Source organism: Moorena sp. SIO1F2, assembly GCF_010672755.1.
In the GTDB taxonomy this organism is placed as follows: Bacteria; Cyanobacteriota; Cyanobacteriia; order Cyanobacteriales; family Coleofasciculaceae; genus Moorena.
The window spans coordinates 12177-29240 of sequence record NZ_JAAHFV010000047.1; the positions used below are offsets into that span (position 1 = coordinate 12177).

The following is a 17064-nucleotide window of genomic DNA, read 5'->3' on the forward strand; positions in this document are numbered from 1 at the left end:
CTTAAAAAAATTAGACTTAAGCAAAGTCATGCTAGACCGAAAACCAAGGGTTAATGTCAATCATAAATCAGTCTGGGTCAGTTGGATTCCTACCTGGGTTCAGCTTTCGTAGAGACATCCATCTTGGTTGTTGTCGCTGATCAAGGTTCATTTGAGCCAGAGACGCTATCTTAACCCTGTAGTAAGGGTGCATTAAGGCCATAGGGAACGACAAAGGAAGCACTGATTACACCTTTGGCTTAGTCGAGGGGACTTCACGGGTCACTATTGCGGTATTGGATCCGGTAAATGCGGTTGTTGGCTTCTTCTGTGACGAGCAGACTGCCATCTTTTAGCACCAGCAACCCAACTGGACGTCCCCAGGTGGTTGGTCCTGAGGAATCGATCAGAAAACCAGTCAGAAAATCTTCATAGTAGCCTAATGGTCGTCTATCAGTTTTAAAGGGAACAAAGACAACCTTGTAACCGGTGCCTCGGTTACGATTCCAAGAGCCACGAAACGCTACAAAGGCACCGTTACGATACTTTTCTGGAAAGGTCTGTCCATCATAAAATTGTAATCCTAGTGCTGCTGAGTGCGATTGGAATAAAACATCGGGAGTTCGGGTTTGGGCAACCAGTTCAGGTTTAATGCTTTGACCATTGGTGGTTTGACGGGGATCGATGAGATGGGGGGCTAAATAGGCATAGGGCCAACCATAGAATTCCCCTTGGCGAATGCGCGTGAAGTAATCAGGAACTAGGTCATCTCCGATCAGATCTCGTTCATTGACGGTAGTGTAAAGTTCACCAGTAATTGGGTGAAAGTCTAGGCCGACAGGATTACGTAAACCATAGGCAAAGGTCTTTTGGTTTGACCCGTCGAGGTTCATCACCTGTACCGATGCTCGGGGTAAGGGTTCCCTATCGACATTAGACCGTGAACCAATCGAGACGTAGATTTTGTTTAGGTTGGGAGACACTACCACATTGCGCGTCCAATGCTGGTTGTAGCCACCGCCAGGAAGGTCAGCAATTTTTTGACCTTTGCCAGTGAGTTGGTCTTGACCTTTAGTGTAGGGAAACCGGAGTACAGCATTAGTGTTGCCCAAGAAGAAGTATTGATCAGCAAACGCCATGCCAAAGGGAATATTTAACCCATTACTGGCATTAGCAAAGGTTTTTTTGACATCAGCAACTCCATCACCATTGCGATCGCGCAATAAACGAATACGATTTGCCCGAGTTTCTGTGACCAAGATATCCCCAGTGGGAGTAAGTGCTAGCCAGCGGGGACGGTCTAACCCATCAGCAAATACGTTAACTTGGAAACCCGCTGGTACTTTTAGGCTTGGGTTGGATGGTACTGCTACCACATTTGGAGGTCGAGAGGCGCTAGTAGTAGCAAAGGGTTGGGGTAAATCATTCAGGGTAATTTGAATCGGTTGGGGTATCAGGGGTTTCGTATCGATTAGGGTTTTTGTGGATAAAACATTTGTTTGTGCAGGTGCCTGAGCAATTTGGGGAGATTCCTCAGACGACGACTTTTGTACAATCGGTGCAGCAGGTGCTTGAGTTGAGGTACTGGTTGAACTACAGGCTACTACCGTAGTCATCAGCAGTTGCAGGATCAGGAAACGTGGGGAGTTCATGGTCAGTAGCACAGAGTGATATTGGGATTTATCTTAACTGACCAAGTAGCAATCAAAGGTATTAGTTGATTGCGGTTGCAGGTTGAAGGTTAGTCGGTTGAAGGTTAGTCGGTTGAAGGTTAGTCGGTTGAACGCGCACGCGTTCAACCCACCCTACACCGAACTCCACAAGCGAACAACCGGTTAACTTTGGCCAAAAGGCCACGCTACGCTAACAACCATCAAGAACCTTCAACCTTGGCCAAAAGGCCACGCTACGCGAACAACCGGTTAACCTTGGCCAAAAGGCCACGCTACGCGAACAACCAGTTAACCTTGGCCAAAAGGCCACGCTACGCGAACAACCTATTAACCTTGGCCAAAAGGCCACGCTACGCGAACAACCTATTAACCTTGGCCAAAAGGCCACGCTACGCGAACAACCAGTTAACCTTGGCCAAAAGGCCACGCTACGCGAACAACCAGTTAACCTTGGCCAAAAGGCCACGCTACGCGAACAACCCTATCTCCCCATCGCCTCCAGTTATCCGTACTTCAGGCAAAGCGTATCATTATATACCATATTTTGGTTATCAAAATATAAATAAATGTTGCAAGTATCCCCAAAATAGGTTAACTTATATTACAGAAGCTAACAAAGAGCTAGGAGATCTATAACAATGACTCAAGAGCAAGAATCTAAGTTCGGTTTCACCAACTTTGCTGAAACTTGGAATGGCCGTTTGGCAATGCTTGGTTTCGCCATTGGCTTGGCTACCGAGTTGCTGACTGGTAACGGCATTCTGCAACAACTAGGTCTGATGTAATCGACCATAAGCAATAGGGCGCACACCGTGCGCCCCTAAAGTTGATTTGTGTTCTACTCGATATCGGAAGCGCTATGGTCAGTTAGCCTTTACCAAAAATCCTGCAGTTAAACCCTAAGGGCTGACCTACTAACCCCCTTTTATCTATTAGTAAATCTGATCGAAACTGCTTTCGATCAGATTTACTAATGACTAATGACTCATGTGAAAATAACTATAGCAATTATCATAGTCATGAGGTACAAAGTTCTGGCTTTTAGGGAGCAGGGAGCAGGGAGCAGGGAGCAGGTAAGAGGCAAGAGGGAAAAAATCCTGTGTACCTCATAGCTATAAGAAAGGCTATAAAACTCATAACTAATGTAAAAAGTGGCGCATACCGGTGATCACCATTACTAATCCCAGTTCATCTGCTGCCTGAATCGAGTCTTGATCTCGTAAACTACCACCCGGTTGCACAATTGCCTCAATCCCCGCTTTAGCAGCTGTCCGCACTGAGTCATCGAAGGGGAAGAATCCATCACTAGCAAGGATAGCGTTTTTGCTATTTTCCCCAGCCTGTTCTAAAGCTATATTGACTGCACCTACCCGATTCATTTGACCGGCACCCACACCTAAAGTTGTGCGATCGCGTGTCACGACAATGGCATTGGATTTAACATGCTTACACACCTTCCAAGCAAATAATAATTCTGCCATTTGGTCAGGAGTAGGTTGCTTTTGGCTTACCACTTGCCAATTCTCAGGATTATCCATGGCATCATCCGCAGCTTGTACCAGAAACCCCCCTGCAATAGCTTTCACAGTTTGCTTTGATCCCGTCTGTAAGTCTGGTAATAGCAACACCCTTAGCTTCGACTTAGCACTGAGAATTTCTTGAGCTTCTGGTTCACACCCTGGTGCGACTACACATTCTAAGAAAGTTTTCTTTAACGCCACAGCTGTAGCAGCATCAATGGGTTGATTTAATGCCACGATTCCACCGAAGGCAGAAATAGAGTCAGCATTGAATGCCTTCTGATAGGCTTGCGATAGGGTTTCTGCCAAGGCTACCCCACAAGGATTGGTGTGCTTGAGAATTGCTGCGGCTGGAGTGTCAGTAAATTCATTAATGATCCGCCGTGCAGCTTCTAAATCCACCAGGTTGTTGTAACTGAGTTCCTTACCCTGAAGTTTAGTGGCTGCAGCCCAACCTGTGGGAACTGTTCCGGTTTGATACCACGATGCCGGTTGATGGGGATTCTCGCCATAGCGTAGAGATTGGCGCTGTTGTCCAGACAAAGTAAATCGTTTTGGTAGGGATACTGGATCTTTGTACCCGATCAGGTAGGATGCGATCGCATGGTCATAGGCAGCGGTATGACCAAAAACCTCTATAGCGCAAGCCTGACGGAATTCGATTGATGGTTGATTTCCATTCTGGCGCAACTCCTCTAAGTAATCCTGATACTGACTGGGATTACACAGCACTGTCAGGTGAGCATAGTTTTTCGCAGCTGCCCTCAGCAGTGTTGGACCACCGATATCGATAGTTTCAATTGCTTCTGCTAAACTCACGTCCGGTTTAGCAACAGTCTGTTCAAATGGATAGAGATTCACCACCACCAAATCAATGGGACGAATCTGGTTTGTCTCCATTTCTGCCACATCTTCGGGCAAATCTCGCCTTCCCAAAATTCCACCATGAATTCGTGGATGTAGGGTTTTCACCCTGCCACCCAAAATTTCTGGAAAGCCAGTGTAATCAGACACTTTCGTTACCGGCAAACCTTCTGATTGCAAGGCTTTAGCCGTTCCGCCACTGCTGATTAAATCAAATTCCAATTCTTCTACTAGCTGACGGGCAAAGTCGATTAGTCCAGTTTTGTCAGATACACTCAGCAGTGCCAGATTTGCCATTTCAAACAATTTTACAAAAAGTCAACCGAATTCTGAATTATCAATTCAGAATGCAGAATTATTAGTTGCTAAATTCAGGATTCAGCAACTTAATAATTCAGAAATAGTTCAGAAATATTCCACCTTACTTCTGGATTATGGATTCTGCACTCTGAATTTTTTTTTAAATTGTCAAGAGGTTTTTTAGGGTAAATTTCAATAATTCAGCGAACTAAGTAGGTACTTATATTTAATTAGCTTACCTACCAATACCGAATGAATTATTTCCATCTTTTACCCATTCTTCCTAATTACAACGGATGGAAAAGTAGATCAGGGAAAAAGCGGTTAAATTCAATCAAAATTCCAGCCGTAACGGTCATCCAAAGAGCCAATAACACTGGTGCTAGGGACAAATACTTAACTAAATCCTGCATGGAACATTCTCCTAAAATCGATAACTATTTCAAGACATCTTGGCACATCAAGATAATGCCCTGTCTATAAAGCGCGAAAATTTGATTAGCGAGAACGGCAGTAGTTTTTAGCTAACTTTTCAGTGCTAAAAGCGTTCCCGCGAGCGAGTCTAAGTATGATTGCTAGCGTGGTGAGACAGGAATCTCATCATCTTTAGCAAACATTTCACCAGTGGTGATTTCTTTGAATGCTAACAAAGGCCATGAGGCAGCCATTAGCATCTTACTAACTGCCAAGGGGACATCAATGATGACTTCTTTGTCTTCTGGGTTCTTACCCTTTTGAATCGCTTGTAGATAGCTGCGACCTGCCCAGCCAATCCAGCCAGTGATATAGAGGAAGAGTAAGCTAGGAATGAGGAAGTCACCCATATGGGAGAAACGACCATCCACAATCAAGTGAGGATATCCCTCATCACCACAAAGTGCTTGAGAATACCGCTCAAATCGGTTCGCACCGGAATTGGGGTTAGCTGTAGTGTTTAGGAACTCAGCCTTCCGGGCTTGGAATGCAGCAGACTCACTACAAGGGGTGAGATGATCCAAAGAAGCAGAGGCTGGGCTGATGGCGCAAAACCACACACAGACGGCAAAAATTAAAGCTAACAATCGTCGCATAGAAAGTGTCTCCTTTTGTTAAGAAACAAAAAGTTTTTTGTACAAACCAAAAGATCAAATTATTTGTACACTCAGGCAATCTTACTCTGAGCCGTGTATCTAGTAAAGTTTAATTAACTAAAAGTAGTGTTTCAATAAAGGTCATTGGTGAATGGCTTGTGTTTTAGCAATAGAAACCAGTTGTGATGAAACAGCTGTGGCGATTGTTAAAAATCGTAAATGTTGTAGCAATATCGTTACTTCCCAAATTCCTATGCATCGGCAGTATGGCGGTGTGGTGCCAGAGGTAGCATCCCGTAGCCATCTAGAAACCATCAATAATGCGATCGCGCAAGCCCTAGAAGCAGCTCAACTGGACTGGGGCGCAATTGATGGAATTGCTGCTACCTGCGCTCCCGGCTTAGTGGGCTCTCTACTAGTGGGGGTCACAGCTGCCAAAACTCTGGCCATTGTCCACCACAAGCCCTTTGTAGGTGTCCATCATCTAGAAGGTCATATTTACGCCACCTATCTCAGTCAGCCAGACCTAGAACCACCATTTTTGAGTCTCTTGGTGTCTGGCGGTCACACTAGCTTAATTTATGTCAAAACCTGTGGTAGCTATGAAATACTGGGTGCAACCCGTGATGATGCTGCCGGTGAAGCCTTTGATAAGGTAGCACGATTATTAAAGTTAGGCTATCCCGGAGGACCAGCTATAGATAAGTTAGCACGAGAGGGCAACCCCAAAGCCTTTCCCTTGCCAGAAGGTAAGATTTCCCTTCCTACTGGTGGTTATCATCCCTATGACTCCAGTTTTAGCGGCTTGAAGACAGCGGTGCTAAGGTTGGTGCAAAAATTCGAGCAGGAACACTCAGAAATTCCAGTGACCGACATTGCTGCCAGCTTTCAGGAAACCGTAGTGCGATCGCTTACCAAGCGTACCATTGCTTGTGCTCTCGACTATGGTCTCGACACGATTGTGGTTGGGGGTGGGGTGGCTGCCAATAGTGGATTGAGACAACAGTTGCAAGCTGCAGCAACTGAGCATAATTTGCGAGTTATTTTCCCTCCCCTGAAGTTTTGTACCGATAATGGCGCAATGATTGGCTGTGCCGCAACTGACCATTTAAATCAAGGACATACTTCCCCTTTAACTTTGGGGGTGCGATCGCGAATGCCTATCACTAAGGTGATGGAACTTTATTCAGAGGTTTAATGTTGAACGCGATTGCGTGGCCTTTTGGCCAAGGTTCAACAGGTTGAAGGTTGAAGGTTGGAGGTTTAGCAGGTTGAACGCGATTGCGTGGCCTTTTGGCCAAGGTTGAAGGTTTAAGAGGTTGAAGGTTTAAGAGGTTGAAGGTTGAAGGTTCAACTGGTTGAACGCGATTGCGTGGCCTTTTGGCCAAGGTTGAATAAACTCTAACCTGTAACCTGCTAACCTGTAACCTGTAACCTGCTAACCTGTAACCTGCTAACCCTTAAACTAACCTGTAACCAGCTAACCTTGAAAGTTATTGCACAAGCACAATCGGGATGACAGGATTTGAACCTGCGACCCCTTCGTCCCGAACGAAGTGCGCTACCAAACTGCGCTACATCCCGATAAAGTCATAATTTAAGATTTCATCTATTTTATCATGCCTTAGGGGCAATCCGCCCCTAGCTTGTTAGGATCAAGATTAAAGTAACGTAACTTAAATTTATATATATATATAGTTGGAGTATAACCAAGAGTGGTAGTTAAACCAGAATGGTTGCGAGTCAAAGCGCCCCAATGGCAGCGTGTCGGCAATATTAAAGAAACCTTAAGAGATTTGGATCTCAATACTGTCTGTGAAGAAGCCTCTTGTCCGAATATCGGTGAGTGCTTCAATGCTGGTACTGCCACCTTTTTAATTATGGGCCCAGCCTGCACCCGTGCTTGTCCCTACTGCGATATTGACTTTGAGAAAAAACCCAAAGCCCTTGACTCCACTGAACCCACACGGCTAGCAGAAGCCGTGCAGCGCATGGGTTTAAATCATGTGGTTATTACCTCTGTCAACCGGGATGATTTACCCGATGGTGGAGCTTCCCAGTTTGTACAGTGCATTGAAGCCATTCGCCTGGTCTCACCTCATACCACTATTGAGGTTTTAATCCCAGACTTGTGCGGGAACTGGGATGCCCTCGAAACAATTCTTCAAGCTAAACCGGAAGTCCTCAATCACAATACAGAAACAGTACCCCGACTCTATCGGAAAGTACGGCCTCAAGGGGATTATCAGCGTTCCCTTGAATTACTGATGCGGACGCGAAACTTGGCTCCATCAGTTTACAGCAAATCTGGTATAATGGTAGGTTTAGGAGAAACTGATGCGGAAGTCCGGCAAGTCATGGCGGATTTAAGGCAAGTAGACTGCGACATCTTAACTATTGGTCAGTATCTTCAACCCACTCAAAAACACCTAAAAATTGCTGAATTCATAACCCCTAAACAATTTGATACCTGGAAAGAGTATGGTGAATCCCTCGGTTTCCTGCAAGTTGTTTCCTCTCCCCTCACCCGCAGTTCCTATCATGCCGAGCAAGTTCGAGAATTAATGCAGCGGTATCCCCGATGAACGCTTTCATGGTTGCAAAACAATTGAAACTAACAACTAACCAAGAAAGCGTTTCTTATACTGATCAGGTAAATTCAATGTTCTTACCCCTACTCCCTACTCCCTACTCCCTACTCCCCAGGGCGAAAGCACCTCACCTAATTGAGAACTGCAATAACAAATAACAAATGACCAAAATAACTATAATCGGAGCTGGTGTTTGGGGTACAGCCCTCAATAGCCTAGCCTCTCAAAACGGTCATCAGGTTTGTTTGTGGTCCCGTCGGAGTCAGACAAAATTAGCAGATGCCATAGAATCTAGCAGTATTATCCTTTCTGCTGTTTCCATGTCGGGGGTAAATTCTGTAGCGCAACAGCTAAAAGGGTTATCAGTATCTCCTGAGGTGATATTGGTCACAGCGACTAAGGGGTTAGATTTGCAAACCACCCGTACTCCCTCCCAAATTTGGCAAGCTGAATTTCCCAACAATCCTGTAGTCGTGCTATCAGGTCCTAATCTCTCCAAAGAAATTAAACAAGGACTCCCAGCCGCTACAGTAGTAGCTAGCACAGATGTAAAAGCAACTCAGATACTACAACAGGCGTTTTCTTCGCAAAATTTCAGAGTTTACACCAATCGAGACCCCCTCGGTGTAGAACTAGGGGGTACCCTGAAAAATGTGATGGCGATCGCATCTGGAACCTGTGATGGTTTACAACTAGGAACAAATGCCAAAGCAGCTTTACTAACCCGTGGACTTACAGAAATGATTCGTATTGGTACAGATTGGGGTGCTAAGGTAGAAACATTTTACGGTTTGTCGGGACTAGGAGATTTACTGGCAACCTGTAGTAGTAGCCTCAGTCGCAATTATCAAGTTGGTTATCAGCTCGCTCAGGGTCAGAAACTTGCAGATATTCTCGCCAACTTGGAGGGAACTGCAGAAGGGGTTAACACTACAAAGGTTGTGATGGAACGAGCTAAGCTCAAAAAAATTTCAGTACCCATTACTTATCAAGTCCATCGATTGCTCCAAGGGGAGATTACCCCCCAAGCTGCTGTTGAAGCTCTAATGCTACGAGATACTAAGCCAGAGTAAGGAACCTGACTGAGTTGTTATATCATGTCGGGATAATTACCCTTAATAAAAATCTCCCCATCTCCCCATCTCCCCATCTCCCCATTCCCCTCCTGGGAGGGGTTAGGGGTGGGTTCCCATCTCCCCACCCTCCCTCTAATTATGGGTATTCAACCTGACTTGATATTACCCTTGCTCCCTGACTGCGAAAGCTCTCCTGCTCCGGAAGCTCGCCTGCTTTAAAACTCAGACAGGAAAACTCAGACAAAAAACTGCGACATTTTGCTGTTGTCTATGACAAAAAACTGAGACAAAAATTGAGACATTTTGCTGTTGTCTATTAGGCATCCTGAAAATATAGAATCTTTAGAGACATGCCACTGCTTGAGCTGAAGCGACTGGATCAATAGATTGTAATCTTTTGTAAGGTTTTATAAAGTTTTGTAATATCATTGCCAATCTGGCCACATAGCTGGGTGGCAATAATATTTCATAACTCTGGTAATTCGGCAATAATTTGGCAATTTTGAACTAGGTGTATGCACTTATTCATAAGTTCGTTGTTTCTTCAAACCCATTCGAGCAGAGGATATCCGCAAGTAGCTTGCCTACTGCTTAGTCCCTGATACCCATAAATAAAATTTTTTCTTGAATTAGCGAGAATATTTCTGGAATCGCCATGATGCCCACTGTAGATTAATACAGCTTTTGACCAAGGTCTCTATTTACCTATAGAGTTACTTCTAAAATAGCTCAAATCAATAGCTTAAATCAGGAAATCCCGTTCCTTTTGCCATCTATAAACCTTCAGCCCTTACGGGCAAGGTTGGGTGGAGACATCGGGTGAACCGTTAGCTACGGATACTAATAAGGGCTACCAGGGATAACCGGTAAGTCTTGCCGGAAAAAATTTATTTTAGTAACTGTTTCTCCGGTCATCATGGGTGGGAATTCTAGTACTAAGTGTGACAAACACAATTCCGTGTTGTCACTGGTTGTAATCGAGAGATCATTATGCCAGCCACTCCTTTCTATGCCGACACAGAATTAGATCACGAGACTTCTGCCTATAGCTTTGAGCTTAATGGCCCAAGGGACGATGGGGAAGGATCAGTGGATGACTTAGTTGATGTGGAGATTGAGGGTGCAGACGCGGCTAGCTTAACTAAAAATAGCACCCGTCGCACCACCGACCTAGTTCGGTTATATCTCCAGGAAATTGGTCGGGTTCGTCTACTGAGGCGAGATGAGGAAGTCTCGGAAGCTCAAAAAGTTCAGCGCTACATGAAACTACTACGGCTGCGCAATAAGTCGGCTATATCCGAAGATAAAGTCATGGAGCGCTTTGTCCACCTGATTGAAACCCATGATCGTCTAGCGTCCCAGTTAGGTCACCGTCCTTCCTTGGAACGGTGGGCAACGGCTGCAGGAATTGACGTTTCTCAACTTAAGCCGAGTATGTCAGCTGGAAAACTGCGTTGGGCAGAGTTAGCCGAACTGACATTCAAAGAGCTAGAGCAGGTACAAGCTGAAGGGCTCCAAGCTAAGGAACACATGATCAAAGCTAACCTACGTCTGGTAGTGTCAGTAGCGAAAAAGTATCAAAACCGTGGCTTGGAACTTCTAGACTTAATTCAGGAAGGAACTCTGGGATTAGAGCGAGCGGTTGAGAAATTTGACCCGACCAAAGGCTACCGATTTAGCACCTATGCTTACTGGTGGATCCGTCAAGGAATCACCAGAGCGATCGCTACTCAAAGCCGTACTATTCGCCTGCCAGTTCACATTACTGAAAAGCTCAATAAAATCAAAAAAGCCCAACGGAAGATTTCCCAGGAACGTGGCCGCACAGCAACCATTGATGATATTGCTGTGGAATTAGAGATGACTCCGGCTCAGGTACGAGAAGTATTACTACGAGTACCTCGCTCTGTTTCTTTGGAAATTAAAGTTGGTAAGGAACGAGACACCGAACTGGGAGATTTACTCGAAACTGAGGAAACCTCTCCAGAAGAAGTGTTGATGCGAGAAGCCTTACAACGGGATTTACAGCAACTCCTAGCGGATCTAACCAACCGTGAACGGGATGTGATTCGGATGCGGTTCGGCTTGGGAGATAACCAACCTTACTCTCTAGCTGAGATTGGTCGCGCTTTGGATTTATCTCGGGAGCGGGTACGCCAAATTGAAGCTAAGGCTTTACAAAAGTTGCGGCAACCCAAGCGCCGTAACCGAGTTCGGGATTATCTGGAAGCTTTGAGCTAATCCCTTGGTGACATATTCCCACACTTACCTATTAACTTACCTATTAGGGAAGTGTGGGCTTCTTGCCAATCCTATCCTAGCTATCACCCTAGCTATCCCTTGTCCTAGAGTTCTAGTTATTGAAAATTTCTTGAATTTATAAATACCTGAGGTTAAATACCTGAGGGAGCACCCCGATCTATTTCTTTGTTAGTGGACTTGAGCTGACTTAAAAATAGGCTACCCGGGCATCAAATCCTTGCGATCGCAATTCATAGGAAAGACTTTCGGCCTCACTACGGCTAGAAAAGGCTCCAGCATTAAAATAACGGCCTCGATTGTCCTCAGATATAATATCATCGTCTGATATAATTCCACTACTTAGCTTGATCTGATTTAGTACTTTATCATTATGAATCGGGATCACCACCACATAGCGATTCTTCTCAGTTTCAGGATTTATATCAATAAATCCCAATGCTTGCAGGGTTTGTAAATCAGCTATCCCGGTTGGAAGTAGATTATTATTACGTATCTGAAATTTAAACACTGCATCCTCAGTTTGTTCGCCATATCTCCCATCAACCGGACCGGGATTAAACCCCCGAGATCTCAACGCTTGCTGAAGCCGTTTTACCTCTGGACCGCGATCGCCTGGTCGTAGTTCACTGCTACGGATAGGAGTACCAAATGCTATCGGTTCTTCACTGCTAAAGTCAGCAGGAGGAAGAGGCATCTCCCCAGGCAGGAATCCAAACGATTCTTGTTGAGTAAATAATGCATTAGATAGTGCTGTTCTAGTTTGTGATCCCACAACCCCATCGGCCCTGAGACCATAGTATCTTTGAAATCGAATCACTGATTTTTCTGTGGCCAGACCAAAGTAGCCGGTTGGGTTGGCATTGAAATACCCCAGATCTGCCAACTGTTGCTGAAGTTTAGTAACAGCTGATCCACGAGACCCTCGTCTGAGTCCAGATTGATTAAGATTCCTACGGGATGGTGCTACTCTGGTTTGCGATGGAAAGAGTGTTGCTCTGGTTCGTGGTCCGACTTCCCCATCAGCAGGAAGCCCCTTGTCTCGTTGGAACCGAATCACAGCATTTTTAGTAATTGAACCAAAATAGCCAGTTGGTTGCCGATTGAAATACCCAAGTTCTCGTAAACGACGCTGAACCTCTGTTACATCGGCTCCCCTACGACCTTCCCGCAGCACCCTTTGGGCTAGGGCTTCTTCTGCCATCCCCACAATGCTAAGTGTGGCAACTAGCAACAGTAAATAAATCCGATGGTGAGTAACTAGCTTATACTCCTTCAGCCACTGAAAAAATGTTTGATTCGACTCCGTCAAAACCGCAGGAGTATCTGCAAGTTCTTCTTCGCTTAAGGCAAGATGAAGATAGGCAAGGGTCTCCATGATTCTTCCAAGGAAACTGTTACCGTTAGTTTAACAAATCACAGTAGACCATTGGTAATGTTTCGGACAAGAGAATCTCAGAAATTTTACGTAATCCGATAGTAAAGCATGTAGTTATAGAGCAAGACTCTTACCAAAACAGAGCAATTCTCCTCTTTTACCATAACGCAATAGTTTTAACTCATGACCACTATTCGTCACTGGAGTACGTTTTTCCCCCTGCTAGCTTTAGTTTTGAGCAGTTTAGGGGGAGTAGACGCTAGGGCTACCGTAATTCCCAGCACCAATTCCGCCAACACCATACCATCGGCAACACCAACCCAAGCCCAGACTCAAGGGAAATTTCAACTGGCTCAGGAATTGATGGGTGAATGTCGCGCCGCTGCTGAGTCAATGTTTATCTACAAACAGCGATCAACCTCTAACCCAATTAGAACCTTAGACCTTAATGAACAAGTTATTCTGGCCGAAAACAAGGTTAGCAAAGATGGTTGGATCGCGATCAAATTCCCCATTAATGGATTTGTCCAAGCCCAAGATCTGAAGTTCTGTCCGGGGACAGGAGGAGTACGCCCTACTCAAACACAATCTCTCTGCCGCCAAGCTGCTAAGTCAATGTTTATCTACAAACAGCCATCAATCGAACCAATCAGAACCTTAGAGCCTGATGAAGAAGTTATTCTGGCCGAAAACAAGGTTAGGAAAAATGGTTGGATAGCGATCAACTCCCCCGTTCCTGGATTTGTCCGAGCTAAAGATCTCAAGTTCTGTCAGCAGACATTAAGAGTAAGCACTAATCAAAGACAATCTCTCTGTCGCGAAGTTATATATAAAGGTAATGATGGTATAGCTGTCCGTAGACAACCGGATATTAACTCTTCCCGACTGGGTCTTGTCTCCTATGGAGTGGAAGTAACACTGGTCAACCGTCCGCCTCAAGAGCAATTTGTTAAGGACTTCCGAGGGCGCGAGTGGGCAAGAATAACGTATCCTGTTAATGGATGGATGTCTAACGGGTTTCCTCGTAACGGTGATCAGAATCTTGTGGTTTGTTCCAATTAGCCCACTACTGAATTAGCAAGTTGTTAATTACTTATTATAGGACTTTTATTTATACCAAGTCAGCCTGATGTAACAAGGCACCAACTAAGCCAGCCATAGCAGTAATTCCTATAGCAATCATTGGGTGTTGACCTTGGCTGACAGCAAAGGAAGTGACAATCCCTGCACCCAAAGCAGCAGTCACAGCAGCACCCAAAAGATCTTTATTTGTATTTTTATTGTACATAAACCTGTTAGCCAGAAATTCAGTTAGGTAGAAATTTAACTTTTTTGGTGGTGTTAAAAGTTAGTTTCATAACCTTATCATTCTGGATTCTGGCGTTAAAGCTAGATCGGCAATATCGCAATCAAGATTAATATTTAGCTAATTTTCTTAACAATAACCAGACTTGTTAAGTGTGGACTGTTGCTCCAAACTATTAATCTATTGATTAGTCTATTTTTTTGACATTACCTGCTTTAACCCAACCTTTTTGGTCACTACCAGGCAAGCGTACTCTCTGCCATCGCTTATCATCACTGTATCCGAGGATGATCAGGGTCTGATTGTAGCCAATACCACCAATGCGTTGAGCGTTCAGGCTAGGGGAGTCCCTCAGAATCAACCCCTGTGGCCAGGTAACACTGGCTCGATAAGCACCCGGTTCTAGTTTTGGTAAAGGACTAGGACTAGGAATGGGTTTGGGAGTAGTTGCTGGTTTAGACTCCCCAGATGAACTGGTGGGCTGAGCTTTTGGTGATGGTGAGGTCTTGGGTCGCTCCTCAGCAAAGACAGGTTTTTCAGGCTCAGCTGCTAGTTTAGTAAAGAAGTAATATACTGTACCAACAGCAGCACCTGTTAAGATGGCAATGCCGAGAATAAAACCAATGATAAACTGAGCTATCTTGGACAGACTCATGGGAAGCTATTAAAGATAAAGGTTGAAGGTTGAAAGGTTGAAAAGTTTAAGGTTGGAGGTGGTTAGGTTGAAGGTTGAAAGGTTGTTCGCGTAGCGTGGCCTTTTGGCCAAGGTTAACAGGTTGTTCGCGTAGCGTGGCCTTTTGGCCAAGGTTAACAGGTTGAAGGTTGAAGGTTGAAGGTTGTTCGCGTAGCGTGGCCTTTTGGCCAAGGTTAACAGGTTGAACGCGTAGCGTGGCCTATTGGCCAAGGTTAACAGATTGTTCTAGCAACAGTTAATGATAAAATTCTCAATTAATCTAGTTGACATTAATCGATAGCGTCGATCATACTTATCAGGTCAAGTCAATTGTATTAGCCCTACTCCCTACTCCCTACTCCCTACTCCCTACTCCCTACTCCCTACTCCCTACTCCCTACTCCCGACTCCCGACTCCAATTAACCCAGGATGAAGTCTCTGACCCAATTGAGAACTGCTATATATAATTAATTACTGGAGTTGGCGCTGAATGCGATCATTTAAGGGAGTATTGCGAGAAGCCATACGAGCTTTTCCGGCAGCTGCCCAATCCTGTAAGAATTGGATTTGCTCTTGGGCTGTCCGTGCTAAGGGGATAATTTGGCTAGCGGCTTCGAGAATATCATCTGTAGTGAAGTCTCGGTTTTGGCTAAAGCCGATGTGCATGGCTTCGATCAGGGTCTGCTCAATTTCTGCCCCAGAAAAATCAGGGGTTTCGTAGGCTAATCGGTCTAAAGCGTAACTCTTAAGATTATGAGGTCGCAGCCGGGATAGGTGTAGATCGAAAATAGCACGACGTTCTTCCTGGTTGGGCAAACCAACAAAAAAGATTTCGTCAAATCGACCCTTGCGGAGCATTTCTGGGGGTAAGGCTTGGATATTGTTGGCAGTAGCTACCACAAATACTGGGGATTTCTTCTCAGCTAACCAGCTAATAAAGGTACCAAAGACACGACTGGTTGTGCCTGCATCCCCTTTAGAGGATAGACCAGAGAAGGCTTTGTCAATTTCATCAATCCAGAGGATGCAGGGAGCGAGAGCTTCGGCTAGCTGAATCATCTGCCGAGTACGGGATTCTGATTCCCCTACTAAGCCACCAAATAGACGACCGACATCTAAACGTAGCAGGGGTAGGTGCCAGTGGTTTGCGATCGCTTTTGCAGTTAACGATTTCCCAGTTCCTTGAATCCCCACTAATAGTAAACCACGAGGATGGGGTAAGCCGTATTGTCGGGCCTGTTCTGTAAATGCTCCACCTCGTCGCAGTAGCCAGTCTTTGAGGTTGTCTAAGCCACCGATGTCGGAAATTTTTTCTTGGGTTGGGTAGAACTCTAGGATCTGGGTTTGCCTAATGGATTGACGCTTTTCTTCTAAAATTAGTTCCACATCTGAAGGTTGGATGGCATTATTAGAGGCAATCCCACGAGCTAGGACCCGACGAATTCTTTCTAAGGAAAGACCAAGAGCCGAGCGCACCAGCTCATCAATGATTTTTTCAGTCAGATTTTGACCCGTTGCCCCCAACAAACGTTTCACCTCAGCTTTAATTTCCGATGCCGTTGGTAAGGGGAATTCCAGCACTGTCAGCACTTCGGTTAAATCTGAGGGAACCGACACTTGGGGAGTAACGATAACTATATTCTTAGGCTGGGATTTGAGGGTACGTGCCAGATTTCTGAGTTTACGAGCAACTGATACATCTTCTAAGAATCGGTGAAAATCTCTTAATACAAAGATGGCAGCAGCACTTTCGCCAATTTTATCTACAAATTCTAAAGCTTGTAAGGGATTGCGGCGTCCAAAGCCGATATCATTAGGGTTTCCCTGGTAACCATCTACAAAATCCCAGATATAGACACCACGATTACCCAAACGTTTAGCGGATTGCTTGATCGCTGTTTCTACTCGCTCTTCTTCTAGAGTGGGAATATATAACAAAGGATAGCGAGCACGTAGCAGAAGCTCAAACTCGTCATTGAAATTCATATAGCAAAGGGAACAGGGAACAGGGAATAGGGAACAGGGAGTAGGGAGCAGGGAGTAGGGAGCAGGGAGTAGGAACCCGTGGCGAATTAAATTACGGGTCAAGCGCACCTAAGCGGCCAAAGGGGGTTTCCCCCAGTCGTGCTTTGCCGTGGTTTCCCCCATGAGCGACTGCATTAAGACGGGAATATGCCATCAAAAATTATGACAATTCCTACATGGATTTTTATATAGCGTTTCTCGCAGTTATGAGGTAAGCTTTGCCACCTCAAAGTCCCCCTTATTAAGGGGGATTTAGGGGGATCAATTTATACCTTATGGGATATAGAATTCCTATATAAGAGCCAATTACTCAAAAAGTTAATGCTATAAATAAATATTTAAACCTTAA

General features: G+C 45.0%; 19 protein-coding genes and 1 tRNA gene. 9 read left to right on the forward strand and 11 right to left on the reverse strand.

Going from position 1 to position 17064, the window contains the following annotated elements:
* Nucleotides 1–254: 254 nt before the first annotated feature.
* Nucleotides 255–1631 (reverse strand): sorbosone dehydrogenase family protein, encoded by a 1377-nt coding sequence (locus tag F6J94_RS08955; RefSeq protein ID WP_293039200.1) that lies wholly within the window; start codon nucleotides 1629–1631, stop codon nucleotides 255–257.
* Nucleotides 1632–1820: 189 nt separating this feature from the next.
* On the opposite strand from F6J94_RS08955, the gene F6J94_RS08960 reads away from it, so the two are divergent.
* A complete protein-coding gene (locus F6J94_RS08960) occupies nucleotides 1821–2288 on the forward strand; it encodes a hypothetical protein (protein WP_293039203.1) in 468 nt (155 codons plus the stop codon).
* Between the two features lie 2 nt (nucleotides 2289–2290).
* Nucleotides 2291–2437: a chlorophyll a/b-binding protein gene (locus tag F6J94_RS08965; RefSeq protein WP_070394076.1), complete on the forward strand. Its 147-nt coding sequence runs from the start codon at nucleotides 2291–2293 to the stop codon at nucleotides 2435–2437.
* Between the two features lie 354 nt (nucleotides 2438–2791).
* On the opposite strand, the gene purH is transcribed toward F6J94_RS08965, so the two are convergent.
* The 3 genes from purH to F6J94_RS08980 all read right to left on the reverse strand — a co-directional run bounded on the left by purH (nucleotide 2792) and on the right by F6J94_RS08980 (nucleotide 5406).
* Nucleotides 2792–4333 carry a bifunctional phosphoribosylaminoimidazolecarboxamide formyltransferase/IMP cyclohydrolase gene (purH, locus tag F6J94_RS08970; protein ID WP_075901652.1) on the reverse strand — a complete coding sequence of 514 codons (1542 nt, stop codon included), beginning with the start codon at nucleotides 4331–4333 and terminating at the stop codon, nucleotides 2792–2794.
* A gap of 290 nt (nucleotides 4334–4623) precedes the next feature.
* A complete protein-coding gene (psaJ, locus tag F6J94_RS08975) occupies nucleotides 4624–4749 on the reverse strand; it encodes a photosystem I reaction center subunit IX (protein ID WP_071105376.1) in 126 nt (41 codons plus the stop codon).
* A gap of 162 nt (nucleotides 4750–4911) precedes the next feature.
* Complete coding sequence (locus F6J94_RS08980) at nucleotides 4912–5406, reverse strand: Photosystem I reaction center subunit III (RefSeq protein ID WP_293017271.1); 495 nt, start codon at nucleotides 5404–5406, stop codon at nucleotides 4912–4914.
* Nucleotides 5407–5557: 151 nt separating this feature from the next.
* On the opposite strand from F6J94_RS08980, the gene tsaD reads away from it, so the two are divergent.
* Nucleotides 5558–6604, forward strand: coding sequence for a tRNA (adenosine(37)-N6)-threonylcarbamoyltransferase complex transferase subunit TsaD (tsaD, locus tag F6J94_RS08985; protein ID WP_293017272.1), 1047 nt, complete (start codon nucleotides 5558–5560; stop codon nucleotides 6602–6604).
* On the opposite strand, the gene F6J94_RS08990 is transcribed toward tsaD, so the two are convergent.
* The gene (locus tag F6J94_RS08990; protein WP_293039207.1) at nucleotides 6573–6794 is read right to left on the reverse strand and encodes a hypothetical protein; all 222 of its coding nucleotides are present in this window, start codon (nucleotides 6792–6794) and stop codon (nucleotides 6573–6575) included. The two genes, tsaD and F6J94_RS08990, sit on opposite strands and share 32 nt — an antisense overlap.
* 122 nt (nucleotides 6795–6916) lie before the next feature.
* Nucleotides 6917–6990: transfer RNA gene (locus F6J94_RS08995), tRNA-Pro, on the reverse strand.
* Between the two features lie 131 nt (nucleotides 6991–7121).
* Between F6J94_RS08995 and lipA the strand changes: the two genes are divergently transcribed.
* The 4 genes from lipA to sigC all read left to right on the forward strand — a co-directional run bounded on the left by lipA (nucleotide 7122) and on the right by sigC (nucleotide 11314).
* Nucleotides 7122–7991 carry a lipoyl synthase gene (lipA, locus tag F6J94_RS09000; protein WP_293017273.1) on the forward strand — a complete coding sequence of 290 codons (870 nt, stop codon included), beginning with the start codon at nucleotides 7122–7124 and terminating at the stop codon, nucleotides 7989–7991.
* Between the two features lie 8 nt (nucleotides 7992–7999).
* Complete coding sequence (locus F6J94_RS09005; protein WP_158069695.1) at nucleotides 8000–8155, forward strand: hypothetical protein; 156 nt, start codon at nucleotides 8000–8002, stop codon at nucleotides 8153–8155.
* A gap of 3 nt (nucleotides 8156–8158) precedes the next feature.
* Nucleotides 8159–9070 (forward strand): NAD(P)H-dependent glycerol-3-phosphate dehydrogenase, encoded by a 912-nt coding sequence (locus F6J94_RS09010; protein ID WP_293039210.1) that lies wholly within the window; start codon nucleotides 8159–8161, stop codon nucleotides 9068–9070.
* 993 nt (nucleotides 9071–10063) lie between these two features.
* A complete protein-coding gene (sigC, locus tag F6J94_RS09015) occupies nucleotides 10064–11314 on the forward strand; it encodes an RNA polymerase sigma factor SigC (RefSeq protein WP_293017275.1) in 1251 nt (416 codons plus the stop codon).
* Between the two features lie 208 nt (nucleotides 11315–11522).
* Here the strand turns inward: sigC and F6J94_RS09020 are convergent, their stop codons facing one another.
* A complete protein-coding gene (locus F6J94_RS09020) occupies nucleotides 11523–12710 on the reverse strand; it encodes a peptidoglycan-binding protein (protein WP_293039213.1) in 1188 nt (395 codons plus the stop codon).
* Between the two features lie 183 nt (nucleotides 12711–12893).
* Here F6J94_RS09020 and F6J94_RS09025 point away from each other — a divergent pair, with 183 nt between their 5' ends.
* Complete coding sequence (locus F6J94_RS09025) at nucleotides 12894–13772, forward strand: SH3 domain-containing protein (RefSeq protein WP_293039216.1); 879 nt, start codon at nucleotides 12894–12896, stop codon at nucleotides 13770–13772.
* 49 nt (nucleotides 13773–13821) lie between these two features.
* On the opposite strand, the gene F6J94_RS09030 is transcribed toward F6J94_RS09025, so the two are convergent.
* The 3 genes from F6J94_RS09030 to F6J94_RS09040 all read right to left on the reverse strand — a co-directional run bounded on the left by F6J94_RS09030 (nucleotide 13822) and on the right by F6J94_RS09040 (nucleotide 14920).
* Entirely contained in the window at nucleotides 13822–13998 is a 177-nt protein-coding gene (locus tag F6J94_RS09030) for a hypothetical protein (protein ID WP_009148761.1), read from the reverse strand.
* Between the two features lie 205 nt (nucleotides 13999–14203).
* Nucleotides 14204–14671, reverse strand: coding sequence for an SH3 domain-containing protein (locus tag F6J94_RS09035; protein ID WP_293017278.1), 468 nt, complete (start codon nucleotides 14669–14671; stop codon nucleotides 14204–14206).
* A gap of 9 nt (nucleotides 14672–14680) precedes the next feature.
* Nucleotides 14681–14920 carry a hypothetical protein gene (locus F6J94_RS09040; protein ID WP_293039219.1) on the reverse strand — a complete coding sequence of 80 codons (240 nt, stop codon included), beginning with the start codon at nucleotides 14918–14920 and terminating at the stop codon, nucleotides 14681–14683.
* Between the two features lie 53 nt (nucleotides 14921–14973).
* On the opposite strand from F6J94_RS09040, the gene F6J94_RS09045 reads away from it, so the two are divergent.
* Nucleotides 14974–15123, forward strand: coding sequence for a hypothetical protein (locus F6J94_RS09045; protein ID WP_293039222.1), 150 nt, complete (start codon nucleotides 14974–14976; stop codon nucleotides 15121–15123).
* A 38-nt stretch (nucleotides 15124–15161) separates the two neighbouring features.
* Here the strand turns inward: F6J94_RS09045 and F6J94_RS09050 are convergent, their stop codons facing one another.
* The gene (locus F6J94_RS09050; RefSeq protein WP_075901668.1) at nucleotides 15162–16676 is read right to left on the reverse strand and encodes an AAA family ATPase; all 1515 of its coding nucleotides are present in this window, start codon (nucleotides 16674–16676) and stop codon (nucleotides 15162–15164) included.
* Nucleotides 16677–17064: the final 388 nt, after the last annotated feature.